The sequence below is a fragment of the Weizmannia sp. FSL W8-0676 genome, assembly GCF_038593015.1.
Lineage (GTDB): Bacteria > Bacillota > Bacilli > Bacillales > Bacillaceae_C > Weizmannia > Weizmannia coagulans.
Map to the genome: position 1 here is coordinate 2,070,383 of NZ_CP151954.1, position 25,413 is coordinate 2,095,795.

A 25,413-nucleotide genomic window follows, 5' to 3' on the forward strand; every position below is an offset into this window, starting at 1 on the left:
TGTTCATCCCGTTATCTGCGTTTCTTTTGGCAGTTCGGGCAGTAATGGGTGCCGCGGCCTGCTGTAACCATCTTTTCAATCGGGGTGCCACATTTCCGGCACGGCTCCCCTTTCCGGCCGTAAACATACAGTTCGAGCTGGAACATGCCCATCTGCCCTTGTGAATTTACATAGGAACGGACCGTGCTGCCGCCTTTTTCAACGGCTTCCTGCAGCGTTTGGATGATCTCGCTGTGTAAAAGATGCACGTCTTTTTTTGTCAGCGACTTTGCTTTCCGCTCCGGAAAGATGCGGGCGCGGAACAAGGCTTCGTCCACATAAATATTCCCTAGCCCGGAAATGACCGTCTGATCGAGCAAACAGGATTTGACATTGCGTTCCGTTTTCTTTAATTTGCCGTATAAATATTTTTCCGTAAACGCATCGGATAACGGCTCGGGGCCGAGTTTCGAAAGCGGGAGCGAGGACAGTTCCTCCCCCTTTAAAAACAGATGCATCGTCCCGAATTTGCGGACATCTTTGTACCTTAGTTCCTTCCCGGATTGAAAATGAAAAATCATATGCGTATGCTTTTCAACCGGCTCATTTTGGCCATAAACCCGGTACCGCCCTTCCATGCGCAAATGGGAGACAAGTGCATAATGGTCCGTGTAAAAAATGAGAAATTTGCCGCGCCGCCCGAGCGAACGGATCGTTTCACCGGCCAGGGCATCGACAAACGCCTCTGTGTTAAGCGGCTTTTTGACCATTTTCGGCAAAAGCACCGTTACGCTTTCAATCGTTTCGCCGGCAACGAGCTGTGCCAGCGTTCTTCGTATCGTTTCCACTTCCGGTAATTCCGGCATTGCTTTTTCCTCTTTTCTTTCTTTGTTGCCTGCAGCTATTTTGCATCAAACCAGGTCGGCCCGTATGCGGAATCCACTTTCAGGGGAACAGCGAGATCTACGGCATGCTCCATCACTTCCGGCACAATTTCTTTCAGCACTTCAATTTCTTCTTCCGGCGCTTCAAAAATCAGCTCGTCATGGACCTGCAGCAATAGCCGCGCCCGCAGCTTTTCTTTTTTCAGCCTTTTTGCCATATCGATCATCGCTTTTTTAATTATATCGGCTGCGCTTCCCTGGATCGGGGTATTCATGGCCGTCCTTTCAGCAAAACTGCGCAAGTTGAAATTCCGGCTTGAAATTTCCGGCAAGTAACGCCGCCGCTTTAAAAGGGTGGAGACATAGCCTTTTTGCTTGGCTTCCCTGACAGTTTCATCCATATATTCCTTGACGCGCGGGTAGGATGCAAAATACCGCTTGATAAATTCGCCGGCTTCCTTGCGGGTAATGCCGAGATTTTGCGAAAGCCCGTAGTCGCTGATGCCGTATACGATCCCGAAGTTGACCGCTTTTGCCTGGCGCCGCATCTCAGGCGTTACTTCTTCCGCTTTTACATGGAAAACTTCCATCGCCGTTTTTGTGTGGATATCCATGCCTTCGCGGAACGCTTCAATCAGCTTTTCATCGCCGGAAATATGGGCGAGCACCCGCAACTCTACCTGCGAGTAATCCGACGAAAAAATGAGCCAGCCTTCTTCCGACGGGACAAACGCCTGGCGGATTTTCCGGCCTTCTTCCATTCGGATCGGGATATTTTGCAAATTCGGATCCGTCGAGCTGAGGCGGCCGGTTTGCGTCAAAGCCTGGTTAAAACGCGTATGGACTTTGCCATCCCGGTGGACCACTTTTAAAAGCCCCTCAATATAGGTGGACTGCAATTTCCCAAGCTGCCGGTAATGAAGGATTTCCCTGACGATTTCGTGGGCAGGTTCCAATTTTTCCAGCACATCGGCAGACGTGGAGTATCCCGTTTTTGTTTTTTTAATGACCGGCAGCCCCATTTTTTCAAAAAGAATGGTGCCAAGCTGCTTCGGCGAATTGATATTGAATTCAGTGCCGGCCATACTGTAAATCCGCTGCTCAATCTCATGGAGCCGGAGTTTAAATTCTTCACCCATTTCTTTTAAACGGTCCGTATCGACTTTCACGCCGATGTATTCCATATCCGCCAGAATAAGGGACAGCGGGAGCTCGAGTTGTTCAAACAGTTCAAGCTGGCCGTTGTCTTTGAGCGCTTTTGTGCAAGGTTCGCAAAGGGCATCAATCGCTTCCGCTTTCCGGGAAATATGCTCGGCATACCGTTTTTCCCCGGGCAGCTTCCGTTTCGCGCCTTTTCCGTAGACGGCCTCATCGGTTTCCACATTCCCATAATCATGCGTTTTTGCCACCGAAGCAAAATCTTCGACCGTATCGGAAGGATTCAAAAGATAAGAAACGAGCAGCAGGTCAAATCTGGTCCCGCGCAGTTCCATGCCGTACCGCCTCAAAGCGACAATCGAACGTTTTGCATCATAGACGTGCTTGATTTTGCTTTCATCTTCCACCCATTTTTTGAACGCTTCGGAAGCAAGTGCGTCTTCCGCCCGGAGGAAAAAGAGCCCTTTTTCGTTTTTTAAACCGAACCCGATGATCTCGCCCGTATGGTAATTTTCATCGAGGATCTCCACATAAAAAGAAGAGACATCCGCAAACAAGTTGTCCGTAATGTCTTCGGCGATTGAAAAAGAAATAGCTTCCAGTGCCGGTTTTTCTTCCGTCCGGGCGCCCCCGCCCATTTTTTCAAGCATCGATTTAAAGCCCAATTCCTGGTACAAATGCCGCAATTTTTCCGGGTCGGCGTGCCTGTATGCCGCCTGTTCAATGGAAATCGAAAGTGGAATGTCGCGGTGGATGGTGGCGAGTTCTTTGCTCATCAGCGCCTGTTCTTTGTGCGCCTCCAATTTTTCCTGCAGTTTTTTTCCAGATACTTCCCCGATATGGCTAAGCAGCTCTTCCACCGTCGGGAACTGTTTTAACAGCTTAATGGCTGTTTTTTCCCCGATCCCCGGCACGCCGGGAATGTTATCGGATGAATCACCCATCAGCCCTTTCATGTCGATGATCTGGTGCGGCTTTAACCCGTATTTTTCCTCGACATGCGCCGGCGTGTAGGCTTCCATATCGGTGATCCCTTTACGTGTAATCATGACCGTTGTTTTCGGCGAGACTAGTTGCGTCATATCTTTGTCGCCGGAAATGACTTTAACAGTAAACCCTTCTTCTTCCGCTTTTTTCGACAGGGTGCCGATAATGTCATCCGCTTCGTAATTTTCCAGTTCATACCGTTCAATCCCGTGGGCATCGAGCAGTTCCCGGATCAGCGGGAACTGCTCGGACAGTTCCGGCGGGGTTTTTTGGCGCGTTCCTTTGTATTCGCTGTATGTTTCGTGGCGGAAGGTCGTTTTGCCGGCATCAAACGCCACCAAAATATGCGTCGGCTTTTCTTCTTCCAATATTTTGGTAAGCATCATCGTAAAGCCGTACACCGCATTTGTATGTATGCCTTTGTCATTGTTTAAAAGCGGCAAAGCAAAAAACGCTCTGTAGGCAATGCTGTTTCCATCAATTAAAATCAATTTTTTCAAAACCAAAACCTCCCGGAAAAATGGAGAATATCCGTTCATATTCCTTTCCCCATTTTACCATGATTCGGCGCAAAGGAAAAATCGCGGCGCTTTTTAAAAAAAGAAACGAAATATTGCCGCTCTGTTGCCGCCGGAAAAGGCGCGATCATCGCTTTTTCCGGCAGGTTTTAAAGGAGCAGGCACGAAAAAAAGCCCCAAACCCTTCGTGCGGATTTGGAGCAGAATTTTTCTGTTTATACGAGTGCATCCATGACTTTCCGGACGGAAGCGGCGGATTTGTCAAGCGCTGCTTTTTCTTCCGGTGTCAAATCGAGTTCGATGATTTTTTCAAGGCCGTTGCCGCCCAAAATGACCGGAATGCCGAGATAAATGCCGTTATAGCCGTATTCGCCTTCGAGATAAGCAACGGCGGGCAGGATGCGGCGCTGGTCTTTGGCAATGGCTTCTACCATTTCCGTTAATGCCGATGCCGGCGCATAATAAGCACTGCCGTTGCCAAGCAGGTTCACGATTTCCCCGCCGCCTTTTCTTGTCCGTTCCACAATTTTATCAAGGCGCTCTTTTGGAATCAATGTTTCAAGCGGAATGCCGCCTGCGTAAGAATAGCGGACGAGCGGCACCATCTCATCGCCATGGCCGCCGAGCACAAAACCGGTAACGTCTTTGACGGAGACGTCCAGTTCCTCTGCGACGAAAGCGCGGAATCTTGCCGTGTCGAGGACACCCGACTGGCCGATTACACGGTTTTTCGGAAAACCGGATGTTTGAAAAACGGTGTAAGTCATCGCATCAACCGGATTCGTCAGTACAATCAGCACGGCATTTGGCGAGTATTTTACAATTTCCTTTGTCACGTTTTCCATGATCCTTTGGTTTGTCTGGACGAGGTCATCCCGGCTCATCCCCGGTTTGCGCGCAACGCCCGCGGTGATGACGACGATATCGGAATCCTTTGTGCCTGCATAATCCGACGTGCCGGTGATCCTGGCATCAAACCCCTGTACCGGGGATGCTTCAAACATGTCCAAGGCTTTCCCCTTTACCGGATTTTCCAATTGCGGGATGTCAACGAGCACCACATCCCCCAGTTCTTTTTGGGCAATCAGAAATGCTGTTGTCGCCCCTGTAAAACCGCCGCCAATAACCGATATTTTTTTCCTTTTCAGCATGACGAGCCCCCTTTGTTTAAATGTCAGCCGGCTGTAAAAAGGCAGCCGGCTTGCCGTAAATCATTTGTCCGTTATTCCGCCATGTTTTTGATCAGTTCATCGCCGAATTCAGAGCATTTGACTTCCCTCGCGCCATCCATCAGGCGGGCAAAGTCGTATGTGACAACTTTGGAAGCGATCGTTTTTTCCATCGAACCGGTAATCAATTTTGCCGCTTCATTCCAGCCCAGATGTTCGAGCATCAAAACACCCGACAAAATAACAGATGAAGGGTTCACTTTATCCAAGCCGGCATATTTCGGCGCCGTTCCGTGCGTCGCTTCGAAAATGGCATGGCCGGTTTCGTAGTTGATGTTCGCGCCAGGGGCAATCCCGATGCCGCCGACTTGTGCGGCGAGCGCATCCGAAATGTAGTCGCCGTTTAAGTTCATCGTTGCCACGACGTCAAATTCGCGCGGGCGGGTCAAAATTTGCTGCAGGAAAATATCGGCAATCGCATCTTTGATGATGATCTTGCCGTTTGCTTCTGCTTCCTTCTGCGCCTGGTTGGCAGCATCCGCGCCTTTTTCTTCTTTAATGCGGTCGTATTCGGACCAGGTGAAGACTTTATCGCCGAATTCCCTTTCCGCCAGTTCGTAACCCCAGTTTTTAAACGCGCCTTCCGTAAATTTCATGATATTGCCTTTATGTACGAGCGTAACGGATTTGCGTCCTTCTTTGATCGCATAGTTAATTGCGGCGCGCACCAGCCGTTCCGTGCCTTCCTTCGATACCGGTTTGATGCCGATGCCGGAAGTTTCCGGGAAGCGGATCTTTTTTACGCCCATTTCATTTTGCAAAAACGAAATGACTTTTTTCACTTCCGGCGAACCTTCTTTATATTCAATGCCGGCATAAATGTCTTCCGTGTTTTCGCGGAAAATGACCATATCGGTATCCTGCGGGCGTTTGACCGGGGAAGGGACGCCATCAAAATAACGGACAGGGCGCAGGCAGACGAATAAGTCGAGTTCCTGGCGCAGCGCAACATTCAGCGAACGGATCCCGCCGCCGACCGGAGTGGTTAATGGCCCTTTAATGGCAATGAAATATTCGCGGATCGTGTCAAGCGTTTCCTGCGGCAGCCATTCCCCTGTTTTATTGAATGCTTTTTCCCCTGCATAGACTTCTTTCCAGACAATTTTCTTTTCGCCTTTATAGGCCTTTTCAACAGCCGCATCCAATACGCGCTGTGCAGCCGCCCAAATATCAGGGCCTGTGCCGTCCCCTTCGATAAATGGAATAATCGGGTGATTCGGTGTGTTTAATACGCCGTTTTCTACGGTGATCTTTTCTCCTTGTGCCATTTCAAAATCTCCTCCAGTCCCAATATCAGTTTATACTTGTGGTGTACACGGAATGAACCGGCCCCGTAAAATGGCCACAGGCCGGTCCTTCTCCAAAAAGCGCACGCTTGCCCGTCCCCGAAAGATTGAAAGGCACGGGCGGGCGTTTTAAAAAATCGCGAAAAATTTCAGCCGGGATTCCCCGCCTAGGTTTGCGTTACCGGTCTTCGAGCGGAACGTACTGGCGCATGCCTGGGCCGATATATTCCGCGCGCGGGCGGATAATCCGGTTGTTGGCGTATTGTTCCAGAATATGGGCAATCCATCCGGAAATGCGGCTGACGGCAAAAATCGGCGTGAACAGGTCATGGTCGATGCCAAGGCAATGGTAGACAGATGCGGAATAAAAGTCCACATTGGCAGGAATGCCTTTTTCGCTCGTGACAATTTGCTCAATTTTTACCGACATATCATAATATTTACGCTGTCCGGTCAGCTCTGTCAATTTTTCCGACATTTTTTTCAGGTGTTTTGCGCGCGGATCGCCTTTTCTGTAAACGCGGTGGCCAAAACCCATGATTTTTTCTTTTTTCATGAATTTTTCATGCAGGTAATCTTCCACTTTATCGACCGAACCGATTTCCGTGAGCATTTTCATGACCTGCTCATTTGCGCCCCCGTGGAGCGGGCCTTTCAATGCGCCGATTGCAGCGGTAACGCCGGAATAGATGTCGGAAAGCGTCGCAACACAAACGCGTGCAGTAAAAGTGGATGCGTTCAGTTCATGGTCCGCATGCAGCACAAGCGCTTTATTAAAGGCCTCCACTTCAATCGGTTCCGGTTCCTTTCCTTTTAACATGTACAGGAAGTTTGCGGCAAAACCGAGATCTCTGCGCGGCGCGACAGGTTCCAGGCCTTTCCTGACTCTTGCGAAAGCGGCAACAATTGCCGGTATTTTTGCCTGCAGCCGGATGGCTTTGCGCAAGTTTGCTTCCCGGTCCATTGCATCTGCTTCATCATCGTACAGCGCAAGTGCGGAAACAGCGGTGCGGAGCGCGGCCATCGGGTGCGCTTTCCCGATCGGGTAGGTTTTAAAGCTATCCAAAATTTCATTCGGCAAATCCATATGATCCGCCAGTTCCTGCTTAAATGTTTCCAGTTCGGATTTTGTCGGCAGTTTTAAATGCCACAACAGGTAGATGACTTCTTCAAAACTGGCTTTTTCCGCTAAATCATCAATGCCGTAGCCGACATATGTAAGCGTGTCATCGATGATTGAGCTGATTGAAGTTTCACTTGCAACGACCCCTTCCAGACCTCTTGTTGCTGTCATGCTTATCTCTCCTTCTCCTTAAGGTTGTTTCCCCCATCTCAAACGTAAATAAGTTGATTTCGGGGCATATATTCTTCTGCGGAATAAATAACGGTTGCCGGCCGGCAATATGCAAGCGATCACATACTCTATTATAATATAATAATTATATTTGTCTATTTTTTGACGTACATGTGCCCGCTTACATAAATCATTATAAACAATTTTCAAACACATTGGTACAGAAAAAAGCCAAATTTCTTCTTTCAGTATAGCGCTTTCGCAGCCGTGCTGGCAATCATTTTGATTTTAGCATGCGCCTTTCTGTGGCCAACAGGAGAAAAACCGTTGAAAAGTCTTTTTTTCAACGGTTTTTATATGACCTGCAAATTTCTCCCGGCTAAAAACTGTTTGTCACCCATTCGACAATTTTCATGGCCATCCAGGCAATGCCGGCGCCGATCAGCGGCCCGACCGCAACCCCTTTAAACAAAGAAACGGCGAGAATGGTGCCAAGCACGAGCGCCGTCGTAATTTGCGGGTCGCTCGCAAGCAGGGTGATGCCGTTTTTGGCCAGAAGCGCGACAATGATGCCGGATGCAAGGGCAATCCATGCATACGGCGATTTGAGTGATTCATACAAATCTTTAAAGCCGATCTGCCCGGTTGCAATCGGCACAAGGACGGCAATCGTAATAATGGTGACGCCCCAGTTGATCCCTTTCGACTGGACGGTTGAAAAAATTTTTGCATCCAGCCCTGCCACTTTCAAGACAAGTAGCACAATAACTGAAATGATTAACGATTGGTTTTTTGCCGCAAATCCTATCGCTAAAAGCAGCAGCAAAAACAAATACGGCTGGTACATATATATCCCTTCTTTCATGCTGAAAATCTTATGGCGCCGGGTATTTTTTCTGAATTTTTGGCAAAGATGGAAATAGAAAATCTATCAAAAAAAAACGGCTTTTTCTTTGTTTTACACGCCCCGCCGTGTAAAATAATAACATATTAACGAATACAGGAGGGTCAAACTTGAATTCCGTTTACATACACCGCGCGCTGCGGGGCCTTTTTGTTGCACTTTGTATCCTGGTTGGCTTTTTTGCAGTCTATCTGGCTGTAAAATACGCCTACCCGTTTATTATTGCGCTGTTGATCGCGCTTATGATCAACCCGCTCGTCAATTTTCTGAACAAAAAGGTGAGGCTTCCGCGGGCGCTTGCTGTTTTGATATCCCTGATTTTGATCATTGGCGTCTTTGTCGGCATCATTACGCTGCTTGTTGCCGAGATCGTAACGGGGGCGAATTACCTTGCTGACGTTTTGCCGGAGCATGTCCAGACGCTTGTCAATTATTTGGAATCGCTTGTCACCGCACAAGTTTTGCCGCTGTACGACAAGCTGGCGGGCCTCTTTAAAAATCTCGATGCGGGCCAGCAGGAAACGATCGTGCAAAACATCCAGGCAGCCGGGCAAAAGATCGCTTCTTCAGCAGGCGATTTCCTGTCCGGGCTGTTTAAAAAACTGCCGGGGCTTGTTTCCTGGATTCCAAATGCGGCAACCGTGCTGATTTTTGCCCTGCTTGCAACATTTTTCATCAGCAAAGACTGGAACCATTTGACAGGCAAAGGAAAGCTGTTGCTGCCGAAAAAAGCAAGAAAAAGCGGGATCACCGTGTTTGCCGACCTGCGCAATGCGCTGTTCGGTTTTATCCGCGCTGAATTGACATTGATTTCCATGACACTTGTCATTGTGCTGATCGGGCTTTTGATTTTGCGTGTGAATTACGCGATTACGATCGCCCTTGTTTGCGGTATTGTCGATATTCTTCCGTATTTGGGAACGGGCGTTGTGTTTGTCCCGTGGATCATTTACGAATTCATTACCGGCAGCCTGCCGCTTGCGATCGGGCTAACCGTCCTTTACATTGTCGTGATCGTGCAAAGGCAGATTATGGAGCCAAAAATTTTATCGTCCAGCATCGGAATGAATCCGCTCGCGACGCTGATTGCCCTGTTTATCGGATTTAAAACAGTCGGGTTTCTCGGCCTGATTCTCGGGCCGATTACGCTCGTGTTGCTGACCGCATTGATCCGTGCCCATGTGTTCCATGACATTTGGAACTATATTATGGGCAAAAAAGCAATATAAAAAGCGCAGAGGCCGGATGCCTCTGCGCTTTTTTTAGTTTACTTAGGGCTTGCTGAACGAAGCCGATTCTGAGTTTGTCTGCAAGCTTGTCTCAACATATAGAAGAATTCTTTTGCGAAAATGGGTGGCTTTATCTTCTCCATACGTTAAATCGGCTTTCGAGTGCAAGCTTTTCACTGGATTTGTTGTAAAACCCTAGCATTTAGATGGTTGCCAAAGCTGTCAGCAACCTTGCCAAATCTAGGAATTTTGCTTATTCAGCAAACCCTACTTACAATACAGTCGCATGGCCGTTGTAAACCGAGCCGGTTGCCGCATCTACCGTAACTTCCTGCCCGTCTTCAAAAATGGAAACGGCTTTTTCAACGCCAACAATGACCGGAATGCCGACATTGATGCCAACAACTGCAGCATGGCTTGTCAAGCCGCCTTCTTCCGTAATCAGCGCGGCGCATTTTTCAATGGCCGGCATGATTTCTTTGTCGGTCGTTCTCGTGACGAGCACACAACCTTCTGTTGCCTTTGCGTTTGCTTCTTCAGGGCTTTCAGCAACGATGACCGGGCCGAATGCCGATTTTCTGCCGATTCCCTGGCCTTTTGCCAATATATCACCGATCAGGTGCACTTTCATCAGGTTGGTGGTGCCTTTCCCACCAACCGGGACGCCTGCTGTAATGATCACAAGGTCGCCGTGATGGACGATTTCGGATTTCAACGCTTCCTCCACTGCAATTTCAAGCATTTCATCCGTATTGTTTGCCTTTGTGCCCAATTGTGGGTATACGCCGGACACAACAGTTAAGCCGCGTTGTACTTTCGGATCGCTCGTGACAGCAATGATTGGAGCCGCCGGGCGGTATTTGGAGATCATGCGTGCCGTATAGCCGCTTTCAGTCGGCGCAATAATGGCATTCACATCAAGATTTAAAGCCGTATGGGCAACGGACTGGCAGATAGCGTCTGTCATATTATGGTCTGTGCTCTTGCTGCGCTTGTTCAGAATATCGCGGTGGTTAATTGCTTTTTCCACATGAACCGCAATATTGTACATCGTCTTAACCGCTTCAGCAGGATATTTCCCGGCTGCCGTTTCGCCGGAAAGCATGATCGCATCCGTGCCGTCAAAAATGGCGTTGGCCACGTCGCTTGCTTCCGCGCGGGTCGGGCGCGGGTTGCGTTGCATCGAATCAAGCATTTGCGTTGCGGTAATCACCGGTTTGCCGAGCGTATTACATTTTCTGATCAGTTCTTTTTGCACGAGCGGCACCGCTTCGGTCGGAATTTCAACGCCGAGGTCGCCGCGGGCAACCATTAAGCCGTCTGATACCGCAAGGATTTCATCGATATTGTCGACGCCTTCCTGGTTTTCAATTTTAGGGAAAATTTTCACATGCAAAGCATCGTGTTCTTCAAGGAGCTGGCGGATTTCCAAAACGTCGGACGGCCGGCGTACAAACGAAGCCGCAATGAAGTCAATGCCTTGTTCAAGCCCGAACAGGATATCGCTCACGTCTTTTTCGGTGATGCCCGGAAGGTTCACGGAAACACCCGGGACGTTAACACCTTTTTTGTTTTTCAAAACGCCGCGGTTCAGCACTTTTGTAGAGATTTCACCGGCGTTTTTATCGATGCCCGTCACTTCCAGTTCAATCAAACCGTCATCAAGTAAAATTTTAGAGCCAACGTGCACATCATCAATCAGCCCTTCATATGTGACCGAAAATTTTTCCGGTGTCCCGAGCACTTCTGTCATTGAAATGACCGGTGTCATGCCTTCAACGAGCTCGAATCCGCCGTCTTTCATATCATGGGTGCGGATTTCCGGGCCCTTTGTATCGAGCAGAAGCCCGATCGTTTTGTTTTGGTTTTTTGCAGCTTCACGGATATTTTTAATCCGGGCAAGATGTTCCTCATGGCTGCCGTGCGAGAAGTTCAGGCGGCAAACATCCATCCCGTTTGCCATTAATCTTTCAAGCATTTCCACACTTTCACTGGCAGGCCCGATTGTACATACAATTTTGGTTTTTTTCATTTTATTTCCTCCTAAGAAACGTTAGATCGACAATTCTTTCGACAGCTTGTACATGTTTTTATTAACGGCGTGCGGTTTTCCGAGAATCTCAAGGATATCGTGGTCAACCAGCTGGTTATTTTGAATGCCGACAGCGCGGCCCCCTTTTCCTTCAAGCAGCAGTTCAACAGCCCTTGCGCCGAGGCGGCTTGCAAGCACGCGGTCAAATGCCGTCGGAGAACCGCCGCGCTGGATATGGCCGAGAACAGAAACGCGGGTATCGCCGATCACACCGGTTTTTTTCAATTGTTCAGCAAACTCGTTGCCGCTCATCACGCCTTCCGCGACAATGATGATGCTGTGGCGTTTGCCGCGTTTTCTCCCCTGTTCAAGACGCTCCACGACATCTTTTAAGTCAAATTTTTCTTCCGGAATAATAATCGATTCGGCTCCGCCGGCCAAGCCGGACCAGAGCGCGATATCCCCGGCATTTCTGCCCATGACTTCAATAATAAAGGTGCGTTCGTGGGAAGAAGCGGTGTCGCGAATTTTATCAATCGCATCAAGCACTGTGTTCAATGCCGTATCAAAACCGATTGTAAAATCCGTCCCCGGGATGTCGTTATCGATTGTCCCTGGCACACCAATGCAGTTAAAGCCCTGTTCCGTCAACTTTTTGGCCCCTTGGTAGGAACCGTCGCCGCCGATCACAACGAGCGCTTCAATGCCATGGTCTTTCAGCTGCCTGATCGCTTTTTGCTGCCCTTCCGGCGTTTTGAATTCTTCGCTTCTTGCCGACTGCAAAACCGTGCCGCCCCGCTGGAGAATATCGCCAACAGATCCTGCTTCGAGCTTTTGGATGTTTCCTTGAATCAATCCGTTATAACCTTGGCGAATGCCGTAAACTTCCAGGCCGTGATAAATCCCTTTACGGGCAATCGCGCGGACCGCCGCATTCATCCCCGGTGCATCGCCGCCGCTTGTCAATACTCCAATTCGCTTCATATGCTTCACCTCTGTATATGTAATTCTCATGGCAGGCCGGTATTTCAATCAAGCAAAGTAACTATAGTATCGCCAAGTCTGCCTTCGAATATATTTAAAATACCACTTTAAAAGCATGTTCACAATCAATCATGAAAAAGTAAAAATTTTAAAAATGTGCGTTTTTGAACAAACTGTGTCGGAATAGTATGAATACGCTACCAATTCCCCAGCCTTCCCGCTTGCCAGCAAAGGGCGTTCTTTTTTCTTTTCCTGGTTTCCATGCCGGTAAACCAGGATCTGTTTTTACGTTCCAACCACTTAGAAGAAAGGGACTAGCTGGAAAAACAGAACGCCAAAAATTTTGGGTTGTATACATTGCACCGTGTAAAAAGCGAGGCAACCGGCACAAAGTCAGCCGGTTGCCTGTCATCCTTGCGGCTACTGGCGGGCAAACTGTTCGAGCGTTGAAAACACGCCGATTTTACGGTATTTTTCGTACCTTTTTTCCACCAGTTCTTCAGGGGCATATGCCCGCAGCTCCTTTAATGATGCGGCAAGCACGGGGCGGATCAGCTCTGCCTGCGCTTTTGGATCTTTATGTGCGCCGCCTTTTACTTCCGGAATCAGATCATCGATAATGCCCAGTTCTTTCAGCTCGGGCGCGGTCATCTTCATGGTGGCGACAGCCCGTTTTGCCTGCGATGCATCTTTCCATAAAAGCGCCGCGGCGGACTCCGGTGAAATCACTGAGAACCATGCATTTTCGAGGACATGGATATGGTCGCCGACGCCAATGCCGAGCGCCCCGCCGCTGGCCCCTTCGCCGATAATCAGGCAGATGATCGGAACGGACAGCCCGGACATTTCAAACAAATTGCGCGCGATCGATTCAGCGATGCCCCTTTCTTCCGCTGCTTTTCCCGGATACGCACCTTTTGTGTCGATGAAGCTGATAATCGGGCGTTTAAATTTTTCTGCCTGCTTCATCAGCCGTAATGCTTTCCGGTAGCCTTCCGGGTGTGGCATGCCGAAATTGCGGCGGATGTTTTCTTTTGTATCTTTGCCCCGCTGCTGGCCAATCACGGTGACAGGAAGACCCTCAAATTTTGCGATCCCGCCGACAACCGCCCCGTCGTCGCCATATACACGGTCGCCGTGAAGCTCGAGAAAATCGGTAAAAAGATATTGAATATAGTCCAATGATGTCGGCCGTTCGGGAAAACGCGCAATTTTGATTCTGTCCCATGGATCCATGTTTTCGTAAATTTCCTCTTCCAGCCGGGAAAGCCTTGCTTCCAGTTTTTTAATCTCGCTTGACAAATCGACATCCGACTGTTTTGTAAATTCCTTTAACTCGGCAATTTTGCGTTTCAGCTCAATGACCGGCTTTTCAAATTCAAGTTCATTCACCATTGTAATTCACCTGCGTTTGTTGGTTGATGGATGTCCAGAATGCCTGCCAATGTTTTTTTCAGGTCATGGCGTTTCACAACCGCATCGAGCTGGCCGTGTTGAAGAATAAATTCTGCAGTCTGGAAATCTTCAGGAAGTTCTTCTCGGATCGTCTGTTCAATAATACGGCGACCGGCAAAACCGATCAACGCGCCGGGTTCCGCAAGATTGATATCCCCGAGCGAAGCAAAGCTTGCAGTCACGCCGCCTGTTGTCGGATAGGTCATCACGGTTACCGTTAACCCGCCGTGGCGGCTGAACCTTTGAAGCGCCGCGCTCGTTTTTGCCATCTGCATTAAAGAATATATCCCTTCCTGCATGCGGGCGCCCCCTGAAGCAGTGAAAATGATAAACGGCACATGGAGCCTGTCTGCTTCTTCGATGGCGCGCGTAATTTTTTCGCCGACAACCGAGCCCATGCTGCCCATCCGGAATTGCGCATCCATGACAGCAAGCACGACCGGCCTTTCCTGAATGTCGCCTTTACCTGTCAGTACCGCTTCATTCAGGTTTGTTTTGTTGCGGTCTTTTTCCAGTTTTTCAAGGTAACCCGGAAACGCAAGCGGGTTTTTGGAAACAAGGCCGCGGTCGAACTCTTCAAACGTCCCTTCATCCAGCAGGCTTTCCACCCTTTCATAAGCGGTCATTTGATAATGGTAGCCGCAATGGAGGCAGACTTTTAAATTTTTCTGCAGTTCTTTTGTATACATGATTTTGCCGCACTTCGGGCATTTTGACATGATCCCTTCAGGAACTTCCTGCCTTGTATGGTCTGAAGGGATAGTCGCATATTTTCGCTTTTTCGGTTTAGAAAAAAAATCTTTCAGCAAATCTTACCCCTCCTGTATCTGGCACCGGAAACACCGGGCAAGCCGGCGGTTTTTCTGCCGAAGTACCGGCAAAAAAGGCGGCTTTTTTCTTCCGGCAACTGATGCTTATTTGCCAATTTCGGAAAGCTGCTTCGTTTTTTCGCGGATTTCTTCCGGGTCCACCTGAATGCGGGCGACACCGGTTTCCATCGCCGCTTTCGCAACAGCTGCCGCAACCGCCGGCGCAACACGCGGATCAAACGGGCGCGGAATGACATAATCCGCATTCAGTTCATGTTCATCAATTAAACCGGCGATCGCGTGGACGGCGGCTTGTTTCATCTTTTCATTAATATGCGTGGCGCGCACATCCAATGCCCCCCTGAAAATGCCCGGGAAGGCGAGGACATTGTTGACCTGGTTTGGAAAATCGGAGCGGCCTGTGCCAATGACTTTCGCGCCGGCCGCTTTGGCATCTACCGGCATGATTTCCGGATTCGGATTGGCCATTGCAAAAATAATCGGATCTTTTTTCATTGACTGCACCATTTCTTTTGTCAGCGCCCCTTCCACGGAAACGCCGATAAAAACATCCGCTTCTTTGATCACATCCGCCAGGCTGCCTGCTGCTTTGTCACGGTTTGTATATTTGGCCACTTCGGATTTCACCTTGTTCATTCCGAACGGGCGCCCTTCATAAATTGCCCCTTTGGAGTCGCACATGATAATATCGCGGACGCCAAAGTTGTAAAGCAGTTTGATGATCGCGATGCCGGCAGCACCCGCGCCGCTTGCCACCACTTTAATTTCAGACATTTCTTTGCCAACGAGTTTTAAAGCGTTCACGAGCCCTGCAGCCGTTACAATCGCCGTCCCGTGCTGGTCATCGTGAAAAACAGGAATATTCATTTCCTTCTTCAGCTTTTCTTCAATGACAAAGCAGTTCGGCGCAGCGATGTCCTCCAGATTCACGCCGCCAAAAACCGGTTCCAGCCGTTTCACTGTCTCCACGATTTCATCAATATCTGTCGTATCAAGGCAAATGGGAAAGGCATCGACGCCGGCAAAGCTTTTGAACAATATTGCTTTGCCTTCCATGACCGGGAGTGCGGCTTCAGGGCCGATATTTCCAAGCCCGAGAACGGCGGTGCCGTCCGTTACGACTGCGACCATATTGCCTTTCATCGTATATTCATAGACCGTTTCCGGTTTGTCGTAGATCATTTTGCAAGGCTCAGCCACGCCGGGCGAATAGGCCAGGCTCAGATCCTTTGCATTTTTGACGGTGACTTTTGACTTGGATTCCAATTTCCCTTTGTGTTCGCGGTGCATATGTAACGCTTCTTCCCGCAATGACATGAACCTCACTCCCCCGTTTTCACCGCACGATATGCGATTTCTTATTCACAAGCCTATTAAACAATATAACATATTTAATCAATTCCGCAGCTGCGATCTCGCATTCTTTTTTTGTGAAGCCTATTAAACAATATAACATATTTAATCTGGAGAGAAAAACTTATTTCAATATGACATTCCCTTCACCAAGCAGTTCCGTGAGCTTTTCGAGGCACGCTTCCTCCGCCCGGACCCGGTTTTTTTCCGGAAGCCGGATCGTTTTCCGTTCCTCTTCATAATGAAGAATGACCGGCGAGTCCCCCGGAAAAGCGTCAAGCACCTGCTTCACTTGAACAAGCAGCATGCGGTCCTTTCCAGCCGGAATCTTTAAATATAACGTGGCGCCGGCAGGCATGAACGGGTCGGCATCTTTTAGCCCCCGGGCAATCACCTGCTTTTTGCCGTTCCTGTTTTCGACATTTCCTTCCACGACCACAATCAACCCTTTTTGGCATAACGGGCTGTATTTTTTAAAGATATCCGGAAAGACGACACATTCTATTTCATCCGTTTCGTCACTCATGTGCAAAAATGCCATCAGGCTGCCTTGTTTTGTGCGGATCGTTCTTGTGTCCGTAATGCAGGCACCAAACCGGATTTTCCTCATGCCCGAATGCAGCTTGCTTACCGCAAGCACGCCTGTCTTGTCCCAAAAAGGCCGGTACTGCCCGGCCGGATGCCCGGATAGATAGAGCCCCAAATATTGCTTTTCAAATGCGAGCTTATCCATCAGTGAAATCGGCTCGGTTTCCACATAATTCGGTTCAATGCTGAACGCTTCATCCTCAAAGAACAGATCCGCCTGCCCGTCATCCGGCTGCATAATGTCCGCATGTTCAAGGGCGACATCGATGCTGGCAAGCAAGACAGCCCTGTCTTTTCCGAATTCATCCATCGCGCCTGAAAATGCAAACGCCTCTAAAATTTTCCGGTTCAGCCCTTTCACCCGCAGGACAAGATCAAACAAGCTTTTAAACGGGCGCCGTTTTCTTTCTTTAAGCAGTTCTTTGATGGAGGCGTATCCGATCCCTTTTATCGCGGCAAGGCTGTAGCGGATGGCGCCGTTTTCCACGGTAAACGGATAATGGCTGTGCTGCACGGAAGGCGGCAAGACCCGGATCCCCATCTGCTGCGCTTCGCGAATATACTGGGCAATTTTATCCTCGTTGCCGATCACGCTCGTCAAAAGGCTCGCCATAAAATAGAGCGGGTAATGGGTTTTTAAATAAGCAAGCCGGCAAGCGAGCATGCTATAGGCGACGGCATGGCTGCGGTTAAAACCGTAATTGGCGAAACGGACGATAAAATCATAAATAGTATTCGCCGTTTTTTTCTCATATCCTTTTTTTTGCGCGCCATTTATAAAATGCAGCCGCTGTTCGTCCAGGATTTCCCTTTTCTTTTTGCTGACGGCCCGGCGGAGCAAATCCGCCTCCCCGAGCGAAAAGCCCGCCATCTTTGAAGCGATCTGCATAATTTGTTCCTGGTAGACAATCACGCCGTATGTTTTTTCCAAAATCGGCTGAAGATCGGGATGCGGATATTCGACCGGTTTCACCCCGTGTTTCCGCTCAATATAGGCCGGGATATTTTCCATCGGCCCGGGCCGGTACAGCGCATTGACCGCGACAATGTCTTCAAATTCGGTCGGTTTAAGCCGCTCGAGCACTTTCCGCATGCCGTCCGACTCGAACTGGAAGATCCCAGTCGTATTGCCCGTACTAAAAAGGCGAAATGTCTCCGGATCATCAAGCGGCACATCCTGGAGGCGGATTTTTCTCCCCGTCCCCTTTTCGATCCCCGCGAGGATATGCTCAAGAATGGTTAAATTCCGCAAACCGAGGAAGTCCATTTTCAAAAGCCCGATTTCTTCGAGATGGTTCATCGGATACTGGGTTAAAAAAATGCCGTCATGCCCTTCCTGCACCGGGATGATGCCCGTAAGCGGTTCACCGCTGATAATGACGCCGGCAGCATGGGTGGAAACATGGCGCGGCAATCCTTCCAAAAGCCGGGCCGTTTCAAAAAGCTTGCGGCGCTGGTCCGACTGGCCGATCCACTCCCGGAAGGCGCTTGATGCTTCATATGCTTTTTTAAGCGTCATGCCAGGCTGTGACGGGATGAAGCGCGACAGCTGTTCAAGTTCTTTTGCGCTGAGGCCGAATATCCGGGCAACATCCCGGGCTGCGGCTTTCGCGGCAAATGTGCCGAATGTGATGATCTGCGCGACATGCTGCCGGCCGTATTTTTCCGCGACATAGCGGATCATCTCGTCCCGCCTGTGATCCGGAAAATCGCTGTCAATATCCGGCATGGAAACGCGCTCCGGGTTCAAAAACCGTTCAAACAAAAGCCCGTATTGCACCGGGTCGACATCGGTAATATAAAGCGCGTATGCGACAAGGGAGCCGGCAGCGGAACCGCGCCCCGGCCCGGTAAGAATCCCGTGTTCCCTGGCATATTTCATAAAATCCCAGACAATGAGGAAATAGTCGCTGAACTGCATTTCCCGGATGATTTTCAGCTCATACTCCAGCCGGCCTGTATACCGTTCGCCCGGATTCGGCACGCGTTCGCTAAGGCCTTTGCGGCACACTTCTTCCAGGAAGGCATCCGCCGTCTGCCCGCCCGGAACAGGAAACGCCGGCAGCAGCCGCTGTCCCGTTTTGATTTCCAAAGAGCAGGCATCTGCGATTTTTTCCGTATTGGCCAAAGCTTCCGGGAAATCGGCAAAAAGCTGTTCCATTTCCTGCTGCGGCTTAAAGTCGTACATCCCGCTTTCCGGGCCCGGCCGGTTTTCATCCGTAAGTTTCACCCCGGCTTTGATCGCGCGCAACACTTCATGGGCAAAAGCATCTTCCTTCTTTAAGTACTTCACATTTGCGGCAACGACTTCCGGGATGCCCAGTTTTTCCGACAGCGCATGCATATCGGGAAGCACTTTCTTAGCTTGCGCTGTCCCGTTGTTTTCAAGTGCAAGATAAAAGCTCGGCCCGAAAATTTCCTGGTATAAAACCGCAACCTCTTCTGCGCGCGGTCCATCGTCCCGCAACAGCGCCTGCTCGATTTCCCCTTCAAGCCCCGGCGTAAAGGCGATCAGGCCATCGCTGTAGGCGCGCAGCCATTTTGTGAAAATGCCGGGTTCGGGCCTCGTCTGGATGGCACTTGAGATTTTCATCAAATGCCGGTAGCCGGTTTCGTTTTTGGCAAGCAACACAACCGGATAGGCTTTGCCGGGTTCAAATTGGCTCATCACATCCGCTGTCATGCCGATAACGGGTTTGATGCCGTTTTCGCGGCAAGCCTTGTAAAAAGGGAAGGCCCCGTACATCACATTGCGGTCCGTGATCGCAAGGGTGTCATAATGAAGCGCTTTTGCGTACGCCGCCCATTCAGGGATGGAGATCGTACTTTCCAGCAGGCTGTAGGCCGTTTGGACCTGTAAATGGACAAAACGCATGTTAAACTGCCTCCTATTCGTACCTGTACATGATTCTTATTATACATGTTTTCACGCGAGCAAAAAAGAAGATACGTTCGATTTCATACGGGCATGCATTGTCCCATATATTGTTTAGTAATGAAGAAAAGATGGGGATGGTTCGGTTGAGCGAAGGATTTTTTCCCGCATTTTTCAACAGCTATTTTATCGCATTCGGTGTAATGTTCGGCGGCGCCTTGATCGGGGGACTCGCTTCGTTCATTACCGGCGAGCCGCTTTTGACGGAAATTTCGAAGATTGCGCGCGACCTCCGCATCTGGGCGATCATTGCCGCCATCGGGGGGACGTTCGATACCGTTTACAGCTTTGAAAAAGGATTTTTGGAAAGCGAGACGATGGTATTGTTCAAGCAGCTGCTTTTAATTCTGTCGGCCATGGGCGGTGCCAAAACGGCCGCGCTTATTATTTCATGGATTACCCAGGAGAATGTGCTATGAGAATCCCGCCGCTTTACCGGAAACCGGGCTGGCAGCGGTTCATGGCCGGATTTATCGTGGGCGGTTGCATCAGCTGGCTTATTTTTCTGTATATGTTCGGTGTCATGCAGGAAAGGCAGGCGCAAATGATTGAACGCCAGGAAAAAACGATCCAGGATTTGCAACAGGAAAAGGCAATCTGGCAGGAAGACTATAAAAAGCTCAATCAAAAAAATGAAAAGCTCCTGACCATCCAGCGTATTGACGTGAAAATCAGCAACTATGAAAAATATGATATCCACGATTCACAAAGCATTTTTGAAGCAGAAGAGGATATTAAACATGACTTAAGCCCGCTGATCGCAAAAAATTTAAAAACCGCTTATTTGAACAAAGACTTGATTATCCGCATGCTCGAAAACAAAGTCATTAAAATCAACCACCGCCGCTATACCTTCGAAGTGCGAGACATTTTGTTTTACTCCGTTGTCCGCGTCCACCTGAATTTAAAGCTGGCAGACTGAAAGAAGGCAAATCCGCTTTCCCGCGGTTCTGCCTTCTTTTTTTTACCCTTCCTTGCAGAGCGCGATCAATTCCTTTTTTACCGCCTCTGTCGTTTCCCACGAATGCGCGGTGGCCCCGGCAGCAAGCGGATGCCCGCCGCCGCCGTATTTGCGGGCCAGCTCATTGATGGCAGGGCCTTTTGAACGGAAACGGAGGCGGATTTGGCCTTCTTCTTCGATAAAGAAGCACCAGGCTTTAAGCCCTTTAATATCGCCGAGCGTGGTGACAAGCTGGGAGGCTTCCCGCACCGTTACGCCGAATTTTTCAATCAGTTCTTTTTTCAGCACGACGATCGCCGCCCCGTGCTCAAGAATGTCCAGGTTCTGGTATATATACCCTTGGAGCCTCACGACTTCCGGTTCAACCTCGTACATCTTGTTAAAGAGCGCCGTCCGGTCGAAATTGTAATGGATCAGTTCACCGGCATAGTCAAATGTTTTTTCCGTCGTGCTCGGATACAAAAACCGGCCTGTATCCCCGACAATGCCGGCAAACAGCAGCCTTGCCGCATCATCTGTCATCCTGAGCCCCTCTTCTTTCCCGGATAAGTAAAACTCATAGATCATTTCGCTGACAGAGGACGCGTCTTCATCAACCCATTGAATATCCCCATAAGCATCATGGTTCGGGTGGTGGTCGATTTTGATCAGCCTTTCCCCGAGATGGAAGCGCTGGTCGCTGATCCGTTCGCGGTTGGCGGTATCACAAACGATGACAAGCGCCCCGCGGTACGTTTCATCCGGAATCCGGTCCATCCTGTTCAAATAGGCGAGGGCCGGTTCATCGTCGCCCGCGATGTAAATGTTTTTATCCGGAAAAGACGCCTTCAGTATTTCCGCAAGTCCCCCCTGCGATCCGTAAGCATCCGGATCCGGCCGGACATGGCGGTGGATGATGATCGTGTCAAAAAGCCTGATCGTCTGTAAAATTTTTGCTTTCATCTTACTCCCCGTTTCTCTGGCAAGATTTTTTTCATTTTGTAAAATAGAAGGAAATACGGACAACTCGATTTGGAGTTGCACGATGCCGATCCTTGCCGTTTTGATTCTCGCATCTATTAGCGCGTAACTAAAAAACGTCCGCAGCCTTTTGGTGATGCAAAAAAAGGTGTTTTCCGCCAAAGCCAATATGGCGCTCGGTTCATTTATTTTTTTGTTCGGCGTGAATGAATTGTTTCTGTTCCACACTGCCGCCACTTATATCATCGCAGCCGTTTTTATCGCGCTCGGGCTTTTCAATATCGCAGGCGGTTTCAAAAGGCTGCGGTTTTACCAGCCCGAAATGCAGAAAGAAAGGGACGAATCCCGGCGTGCACCGTAAAAGGCGTGGCACGTACCGTTATCTTTCAATCAGCTGGCACATCAGCAGGGCTTTGCCGACAAGGTTGCCCTGATTGAAGACTTCCACATCGATTTTGGCAGATTTCCGGCCGGAGTCGAGAATTTTCGGTACAATCCGGATCATGCTTTCGAGCTGGACCGGTTTGATAAAATAGACCGTTAAGCTTTCGATGATCATATCGCCTTTTTTTCTGGAGCGCAAAAAGCGGTTGGCCGTTTCGTGCACAAGTGTCGTGAATACACCGTATGAAATCGTCCCTAAGGGGTTGGTCATTTGCGGCGTCACTTCAAACTGGAAATCATCCGGATCCTCCGTTTTGGCCGATGAAGCATCGAGCTGGGTCGTGACGATATTGTCGATCGTTTCCCCGACTTGCGGCTGGCGCTGTGTCATTTGCAGCTCCTTTAAGACGTCCTGGCGGCTGACAATCCCCCTCAGCCGGTTAAAATCATCGGTCACCGGCAAGATTTCGATCCCTTCCCAGACCATCATATGGGCAGCGGATGTGACGCTTGTTTTTTCGCTGACCGTAATCGGATTTTTCGTCATCACTTTCTCGATATTTGAGTCCGTATCGGTTTCCATCACGTCTTTCGAGGTAACGATGCCCGCCACCTTTAAATTGCGGTCGACAACAGGAAAGCGCGAGTGGCCTGTTTCCCGTTTTTTGCGGTACCAGTCCCGGACCATGTCCGTTGTATTCAAATAAGCCGTTTTTTCGATCGGTGTTAAAATATCTTCCACGAGAATAATTTCTTTTTTAATCAGCTGGTCATAGACAGCACGGTTAATCATCGTCGCAACGGTAAACGTGTCATAGCTCGTCGAGATGACCGGCAGCGATTTCTCATCCGCAATTTTTTTTACATAGTCTTTTGTATCAAATCCGCCGGTAATCAAAACGGCAGCCCCTGACCTTAACGCCAATTCATGCGCATCCGTGCGGTTTCCGACAATGAGCAGGCTCCCAGGATCCGTATACTTCGACATCGCCTCGAGTTCCATGGCGCCGATCACAAATTTTGTAAGCGTTTTATACAGGCCGGATTTTCCGCCCAGCACTTGGCCGTCGATAATATTGACGACTTCCAAAAATGTCAGCTTTTCGATATTTTCTTTTTTCTTCTGCTCAATCCGGATGGTGCCGACCCGTTCAATCGTGCTGACATACCCTTTTATTTCAGCATCTTTAATGGCGCGGTAAGCGGTCCCTTCACTGACATTCAGCGCCTTTGCAATCTGGCGGACTGATATTTTTTCCCCGACCGGCAGCTCATTGATATATTGTAAAATCTGTTCGTGTTTTGTCGCCATTTTTTCACCTTCTTTCCGTTTTTGTACGCTTTCAAGAAATATGTATGGAGCAATCTGTATATTTCTATTATAGATGGAAAAAGGGGAAAAGGGCAATCAGGCCCCTTTAAATAATGGAAAAGGGGAAGTGCGGCCGGCACTTTTTCAGCACATGCCGGCTGCAAGCGAACCCCTGTATTTGCCAATCCTGGGCCTCTGTTACAATTCGATCGCATCTCCGGCTTTCATGACTTTGCCGTTTACGCCGTCGAGCAAATCGATAAATTTCTGCGGATCCTGCTGAATGAGCGGGAACGTATTGTAATGGATCGGCACGACCGTTTTCGCCTGCAGAAATGTTGCCGCCACTGCTGCGTCTTCCGGCCCCATCGTGAAGTTGTCGCCGATCGGCAGAAATGCAAGATCAATCGGGTGGCGTTCGCCGATTAATTTCATATCCGAGAACAGCCCGGTATCGCCAGCGTGGTAGATTGTTTTCCCTTCCGCCATCAGCAAAACCCCCGTCGGCATCCCGAGGTAAACGATTTCTTTCTTTTCATCATCCACAACCGCCGAGCCGTGGAACGCCTGGGTAAGCTTTACTTTTCCGAAATCGAACTGGTACGAGCCGCCGATATGGAGCGGATGCGTATTCAGCCCTTTCCAGGCAAAGTAATTTGCAATTTCATTATTGGCAATAATAAGCGCATTCTTTTTGCGGGCAAGCGCCTCTGTATCCCCGATATGATCGCCGTGCCCATGTGTGAGAATAATCACATCCGGGCTTTCTTCCTCCACTTTCAGGTCTGTCTGGCTGTTGCCGGTAATAAACGGATCAAAGAGTATCGTTTTGCCGCCCGTTTCCACTTTTACAATTGAATGGCCGTGAAAAGAAACTTTCATCAGCTGATCACTCCTTTTAAAATTTGTACGGCTTCAGTGGCCACTTTCATTATATTATTTCTTTGCCCCGTAATCCTGCCTGATGCTCTACATGTAGCATCTTAACCTATTTTTTGCTATGCTAGTAACGTCTGATAAGGAGATGAATGGGATGAATAAGCGTTTGGCAAGTGTGGCGGCGTGGCTGAAAGCGGAAAAGACCGATGCTGCTTTTATTACGTCGCCTGACAACGTCTTTTATTTGAGCGGTTACCGCAGCGACCCGCACGAAAGGCTGCTCGGCATTTGCGTATTTCAGGAAAAAGAGCCGTTTCTCGTCTGCCCGGCAATGGAGGCGTATGATGCGAAAAAAGCCGGCTGGGAATATGACATTCTCGGTATCCGGGATACGGATAACCCGTGGGATTTGGTGGCTGGAGAAATACGCGGGCGAATCGGGAATGTCGATACATTTGCGGTTGAAAAAGAACATTTGAACGTGGAACGGTTCGAAGCGCTGAAAGAACGGTTTGGCGGCGCCCGCTTTACCGCTGCTGAAGAAAAATTGCGCACGATGCGCCTCATCAAAGATGAGCAGGAACAGAAGATTTTAAGGGAAGCGGCCGCTTTTGCCGATCTGGCCGTTGAAACGGGCATCCGCGAAATTCAAGAAGGAAAAACCGAACTTGAAATCGTGGCTGCCATTGAATTTGCAATGAAAGAAAAAGGGATTTCGGAAATGAGCTTCGCCACCACCGTCCTCTCAGGTGCGAAGGCGGCTTCCCCGCACGGCGCGCCCGGCCTTGACAAAATCGAAAAAGGGAATTTTGTCCTGTTTGACCTGGGCGTTGTGCACCAAGGCTACTGTTCCGATATTACAAGGACGGTCGCATTCGGGGGGCTCAGCGAAGAAAAAACCCGGATTTACGAAACGGTATTAAAAGCGGAAGAAGCAGCCGTGGCGGCAGCAAAACCGGGGGTAAAGGCAAAAGAGCTCGACTTGATTGCACGCCGCATCATTGAAGACGCGGGATACGGCGAATATTTTACACACCGGCTCGGCCACGGGCTCGGCATCAGCATCCACGAATATCCTTCTGTCACCCATACGAATGAGCTGGTGCTTGAAGAAGGGATGGTCTTCACGATCGAACCGGGAATATACGTGCCGGGAGTTGCCGGCGTCCGGATTGAAGATGACGTCTGCATTACAAAAACGGGTGCCGAAGTGCTGACAAAGTACCCGAAAGCCTTGCAGTATGTTTAAAAAAAGAAGTACAAGCAGCTTTC

At 49.5% G+C, this 25,413-nt stretch carries 19 protein-coding genes and 1 pseudogene; 5 read left to right on the top strand and 15 right to left on the bottom strand.

The features are described from left to right. Nucleotides 1–11: 11 nt before the first annotated feature. From mutM to NST20_RS10265, 6 genes are all read right to left on the bottom strand, one after another. Complete coding sequence (mutM, locus tag NST20_RS10240) at nt 12–845, bottom strand: DNA-formamidopyrimidine glycosylase (protein WP_328197336.1); 834 nt, start codon at nt 843–845, stop codon at nt 12–14. A 35-nt stretch (nt 846–880) separates the two neighbouring features. Further along, nucleotides 881–3,547, bottom strand: coding sequence for a DNA polymerase I (gene polA / locus NST20_RS10245; RefSeq protein WP_342399392.1), 2,667 nt, complete (start codon nt 3,545–3,547; stop codon nt 881–883). Between the two features lie 194 nt (nt 3,548–3,741). Beyond that, nucleotides 3,742–4,677, bottom strand: a complete 936-nt coding sequence (mdh, locus tag NST20_RS10250; protein WP_019720742.1) for a malate dehydrogenase — start codon at nt 4,675–4,677, stop codon at nt 3,742–3,744. 71 nt (nt 4,678–4,748) lie between these two features. Then, nucleotides 4,749–6,023, bottom strand: a complete 1,275-nt coding sequence (icd, locus tag NST20_RS10255; RefSeq protein WP_013859914.1) for an NADP-dependent isocitrate dehydrogenase — start codon at nt 6,021–6,023, stop codon at nt 4,749–4,751. 196 nt (nt 6,024–6,219) lie between these two features. Continuing rightward, nucleotides 6,220–7,335 (bottom strand): citrate synthase, encoded by a 1,116-nt coding sequence (gene citZ / locus NST20_RS10260; RefSeq protein ID WP_328014089.1) that lies wholly within the window; start codon nt 7,333–7,335, stop codon nt 6,220–6,222. Between the two features lie 379 nt (nt 7,336–7,714). Continuing rightward, on the bottom strand, nt 7,715–8,182 hold the full coding sequence (locus NST20_RS10265; RefSeq protein WP_014097750.1) for a DUF441 domain-containing protein: 468 nt from the start codon (nt 8,180–8,182) through the stop codon (nt 7,715–7,717). A 167-nt stretch (nt 8,183–8,349) separates the two neighbouring features. Here NST20_RS10265 and ytvI point away from each other — a divergent pair, with 167 nt between their 5' ends. Next, nucleotides 8,350–9,468 (top strand): sporulation integral membrane protein YtvI, encoded by a 1,119-nt coding sequence (gene ytvI / locus NST20_RS10270; protein ID WP_342399393.1) that lies wholly within the window; start codon nt 8,350–8,352, stop codon nt 9,466–9,468. 271 nt (nt 9,469–9,739) lie between these two features. Here the strand turns inward: ytvI and pyk are convergent, their stop codons facing one another. The 6 genes from pyk to dnaE all read right to left on the bottom strand — a co-directional run bounded on the left by pyk (nt 9,740) and on the right by dnaE (nt 19,585). Continuing rightward, nucleotides 9,740–11,500: a pyruvate kinase gene (gene pyk / locus NST20_RS10275; RefSeq protein ID WP_342399394.1), complete on the bottom strand. Its 1,761-nt coding sequence runs from the start codon at nt 11,498–11,500 to the stop codon at nt 9,740–9,742. 21 nt (nt 11,501–11,521) lie between these two features. After that, nucleotides 11,522–12,484 carry a 6-phosphofructokinase gene (gene pfkA / locus NST20_RS10280; RefSeq protein ID WP_019720737.1) on the bottom strand — a complete coding sequence of 321 codons (963 nt, stop codon included), beginning with the start codon at nt 12,482–12,484 and terminating at the stop codon, nt 11,522–11,524. Nucleotides 12,485–12,904: 420 nt separating this feature from the next. Next, complete coding sequence (accA, locus tag NST20_RS10285; RefSeq protein WP_342399395.1) at nt 12,905–13,879, bottom strand: acetyl-CoA carboxylase carboxyl transferase subunit alpha; 975 nt, start codon at nt 13,877–13,879, stop codon at nt 12,905–12,907. Then, nucleotides 13,873–14,748 carry an acetyl-CoA carboxylase, carboxyltransferase subunit beta gene (accD, locus tag NST20_RS10290; RefSeq protein WP_328193516.1) on the bottom strand — a complete coding sequence of 292 codons (876 nt, stop codon included), beginning with the start codon at nt 14,746–14,748 and terminating at the stop codon, nt 13,873–13,875. Before accD ends, accA begins: the two co-directional genes overlap by 7 nt. Nucleotides 14,749–14,853: 105 nt before the next feature. Next, the gene (locus NST20_RS10295) at nt 14,854–16,086 is read right to left on the bottom strand and encodes a malic enzyme-like NAD(P)-binding protein (RefSeq protein WP_342399396.1); all 1,233 of its coding nucleotides are present in this window, start codon (nt 16,084–16,086) and stop codon (nt 14,854–14,856) included. 160 nt (nt 16,087–16,246) lie between these two features. Continuing rightward, nucleotides 16,247–19,585: a DNA polymerase III subunit alpha gene (gene dnaE, locus NST20_RS10300; protein WP_342399397.1), complete on the bottom strand. Its 3,339-nt coding sequence runs from the start codon at nt 19,583–19,585 to the stop codon at nt 16,247–16,249. Between the two features lie 146 nt (nt 19,586–19,731). Here dnaE and NST20_RS10305 point away from each other — a divergent pair, with 146 nt between their 5' ends. Continuing rightward, nucleotides 19,732–20,064, top strand: a complete 333-nt coding sequence (locus tag NST20_RS10305; protein WP_013859924.1) for a YtrH family sporulation protein — start codon at nt 19,732–19,734, stop codon at nt 20,062–20,064. After that, nucleotides 20,061–20,567, top strand: a complete 507-nt coding sequence (gene ytrI / locus NST20_RS10310) for a sporulation membrane protein YtrI (protein WP_017554745.1) — start codon at nt 20,061–20,063, stop codon at nt 20,565–20,567. The genes NST20_RS10305 and ytrI overlap by 4 nt, the downstream gene beginning before the upstream one ends. Before the next feature lie 42 nt (nt 20,568–20,609). On the opposite strand, the gene NST20_RS10315 is transcribed toward ytrI, so the two are convergent. After that, on the bottom strand, nt 20,610–21,548 hold the full coding sequence (locus NST20_RS10315) for a bifunctional oligoribonuclease/PAP phosphatase NrnA (RefSeq protein ID WP_265115006.1): 939 nt from the start codon (nt 21,546–21,548) through the stop codon (nt 20,610–20,612). 142 nt (nt 21,549–21,690) lie between these two features. Between NST20_RS10315 and NST20_RS10320 the strand changes: the two are divergent. Further along, nucleotides 21,691–21,927: pseudogene (locus tag NST20_RS10320) on the top strand (YtpI family protein); the annotation flags it as partial. A gap of 18 nt (nt 21,928–21,945) precedes the next feature. Here the strand turns inward: NST20_RS10320 and NST20_RS10325 are convergent. Next, entirely contained in the window at nt 21,946–23,262 is a 1,317-nt protein-coding gene (locus NST20_RS10325) for a CBS domain-containing protein (RefSeq protein ID WP_019720729.1), read from the bottom strand. 198 nt (nt 23,263–23,460) lie between these two features. Beyond that, entirely contained in the window at nt 23,461–24,144 is a 684-nt protein-coding gene (locus tag NST20_RS10330) for a metal-dependent hydrolase (protein ID WP_013859929.1), read from the bottom strand. A gap of 151 nt (nt 24,145–24,295) precedes the next feature. On the opposite strand from NST20_RS10330, the gene NST20_RS10335 reads away from it, so the two are divergent. Continuing rightward, nucleotides 24,296–25,390 carry a Xaa-Pro peptidase family protein gene (locus NST20_RS10335; protein ID WP_029141417.1) on the top strand — a complete coding sequence of 365 codons (1,095 nt, stop codon included), beginning with the start codon at nt 24,296–24,298 and terminating at the stop codon, nt 25,388–25,390. Nucleotides 25,391–25,413 lie beyond the last annotated feature (23 nt).

Bases quoted from the DNA above. Each gene is read 5' to 3' on its own strand.
- NST20_RS10315 (WP_265115006.1), bottom strand. From the start codon at position 21,548: ATGAAAGCAAAAATTTTACAGACGATCAGGCTTTTTGACACGATCATC.
- mutM (WP_328197336.1), bottom strand. From the start codon at position 845: ATGCCGGAATTACCGGAAGTGGAAACGATACGAAGAACGCTGGCACAG.
- dnaE (WP_342399397.1), bottom strand. From the start codon at position 19,585: ATGCGTTTTGTCCATTTACAGGTCCAAACGGCCTACAGCCTGCTGGAA.
- citZ (WP_328014089.1), bottom strand. From the start codon at position 7,335: ATGACAGCAACAAGAGGTCTGGAAGGGGTCGTTGCAAGTGAAACTTCA.
- polA (WP_342399392.1), bottom strand. From the start codon at position 3,547: ATGAACGGATATTCTCCATTTTTCCGGGAGGTTTTGGTTTTGAAAAAA.
- NST20_RS10265 (WP_014097750.1), bottom strand. From the start codon at position 8,182: ATGTACCAGCCGTATTTGTTTTTGCTGCTGCTTTTAGCGATAGGATTT.
- NST20_RS10335 (WP_029141417.1), top strand. From the start codon at position 24,296: ATGAATAAGCGTTTGGCAAGTGTGGCGGCGTGGCTGAAAGCGGAAAAG.
- NST20_RS10330 (WP_013859929.1), bottom strand. From the start codon at position 24,144: ATGAAAGTTTCTTTTCACGGCCATTCAATTGTAAAAGTGGAAACGGGC.
- ytrI (WP_017554745.1), top strand. From the start codon at position 20,061: ATGAGAATCCCGCCGCTTTACCGGAAACCGGGCTGGCAGCGGTTCATG.
- icd (WP_013859914.1), bottom strand. From the start codon at position 6,023: ATGGCACAAGGAGAAAAGATCACCGTAGAAAACGGCGTATTAAACACA.
- accA (WP_342399395.1), bottom strand. From the start codon at position 13,879: ATGGTGAATGAACTTGAATTTGAAAAGCCGGTCATTGAGCTGAAACGC.
- pyk (WP_342399394.1), bottom strand. From the start codon at position 11,500: ATGAAAAAAACCAAAATTGTATGTACAATCGGGCCTGCCAGTGAAAGT.
- mdh (WP_019720742.1), bottom strand. From the start codon at position 4,677: ATGCTGAAAAGGAAAAAAATATCGGTTATTGGCGGCGGTTTTACAGGG.
- pfkA (WP_019720737.1), bottom strand. From the start codon at position 12,484: ATGAAGCGAATTGGAGTATTGACAAGCGGCGGCGATGCACCGGGGATG.
- NST20_RS10325 (WP_019720729.1), bottom strand. From the start codon at position 23,262: ATGGCGACAAAACACGAACAGATTTTACAATATATCAATGAGCTGCCG.
- NST20_RS10295 (WP_342399396.1), bottom strand. From the start codon at position 16,086: ATGTCATTGCGGGAAGAAGCGTTACATATGCACCGCGAACACAAAGGG.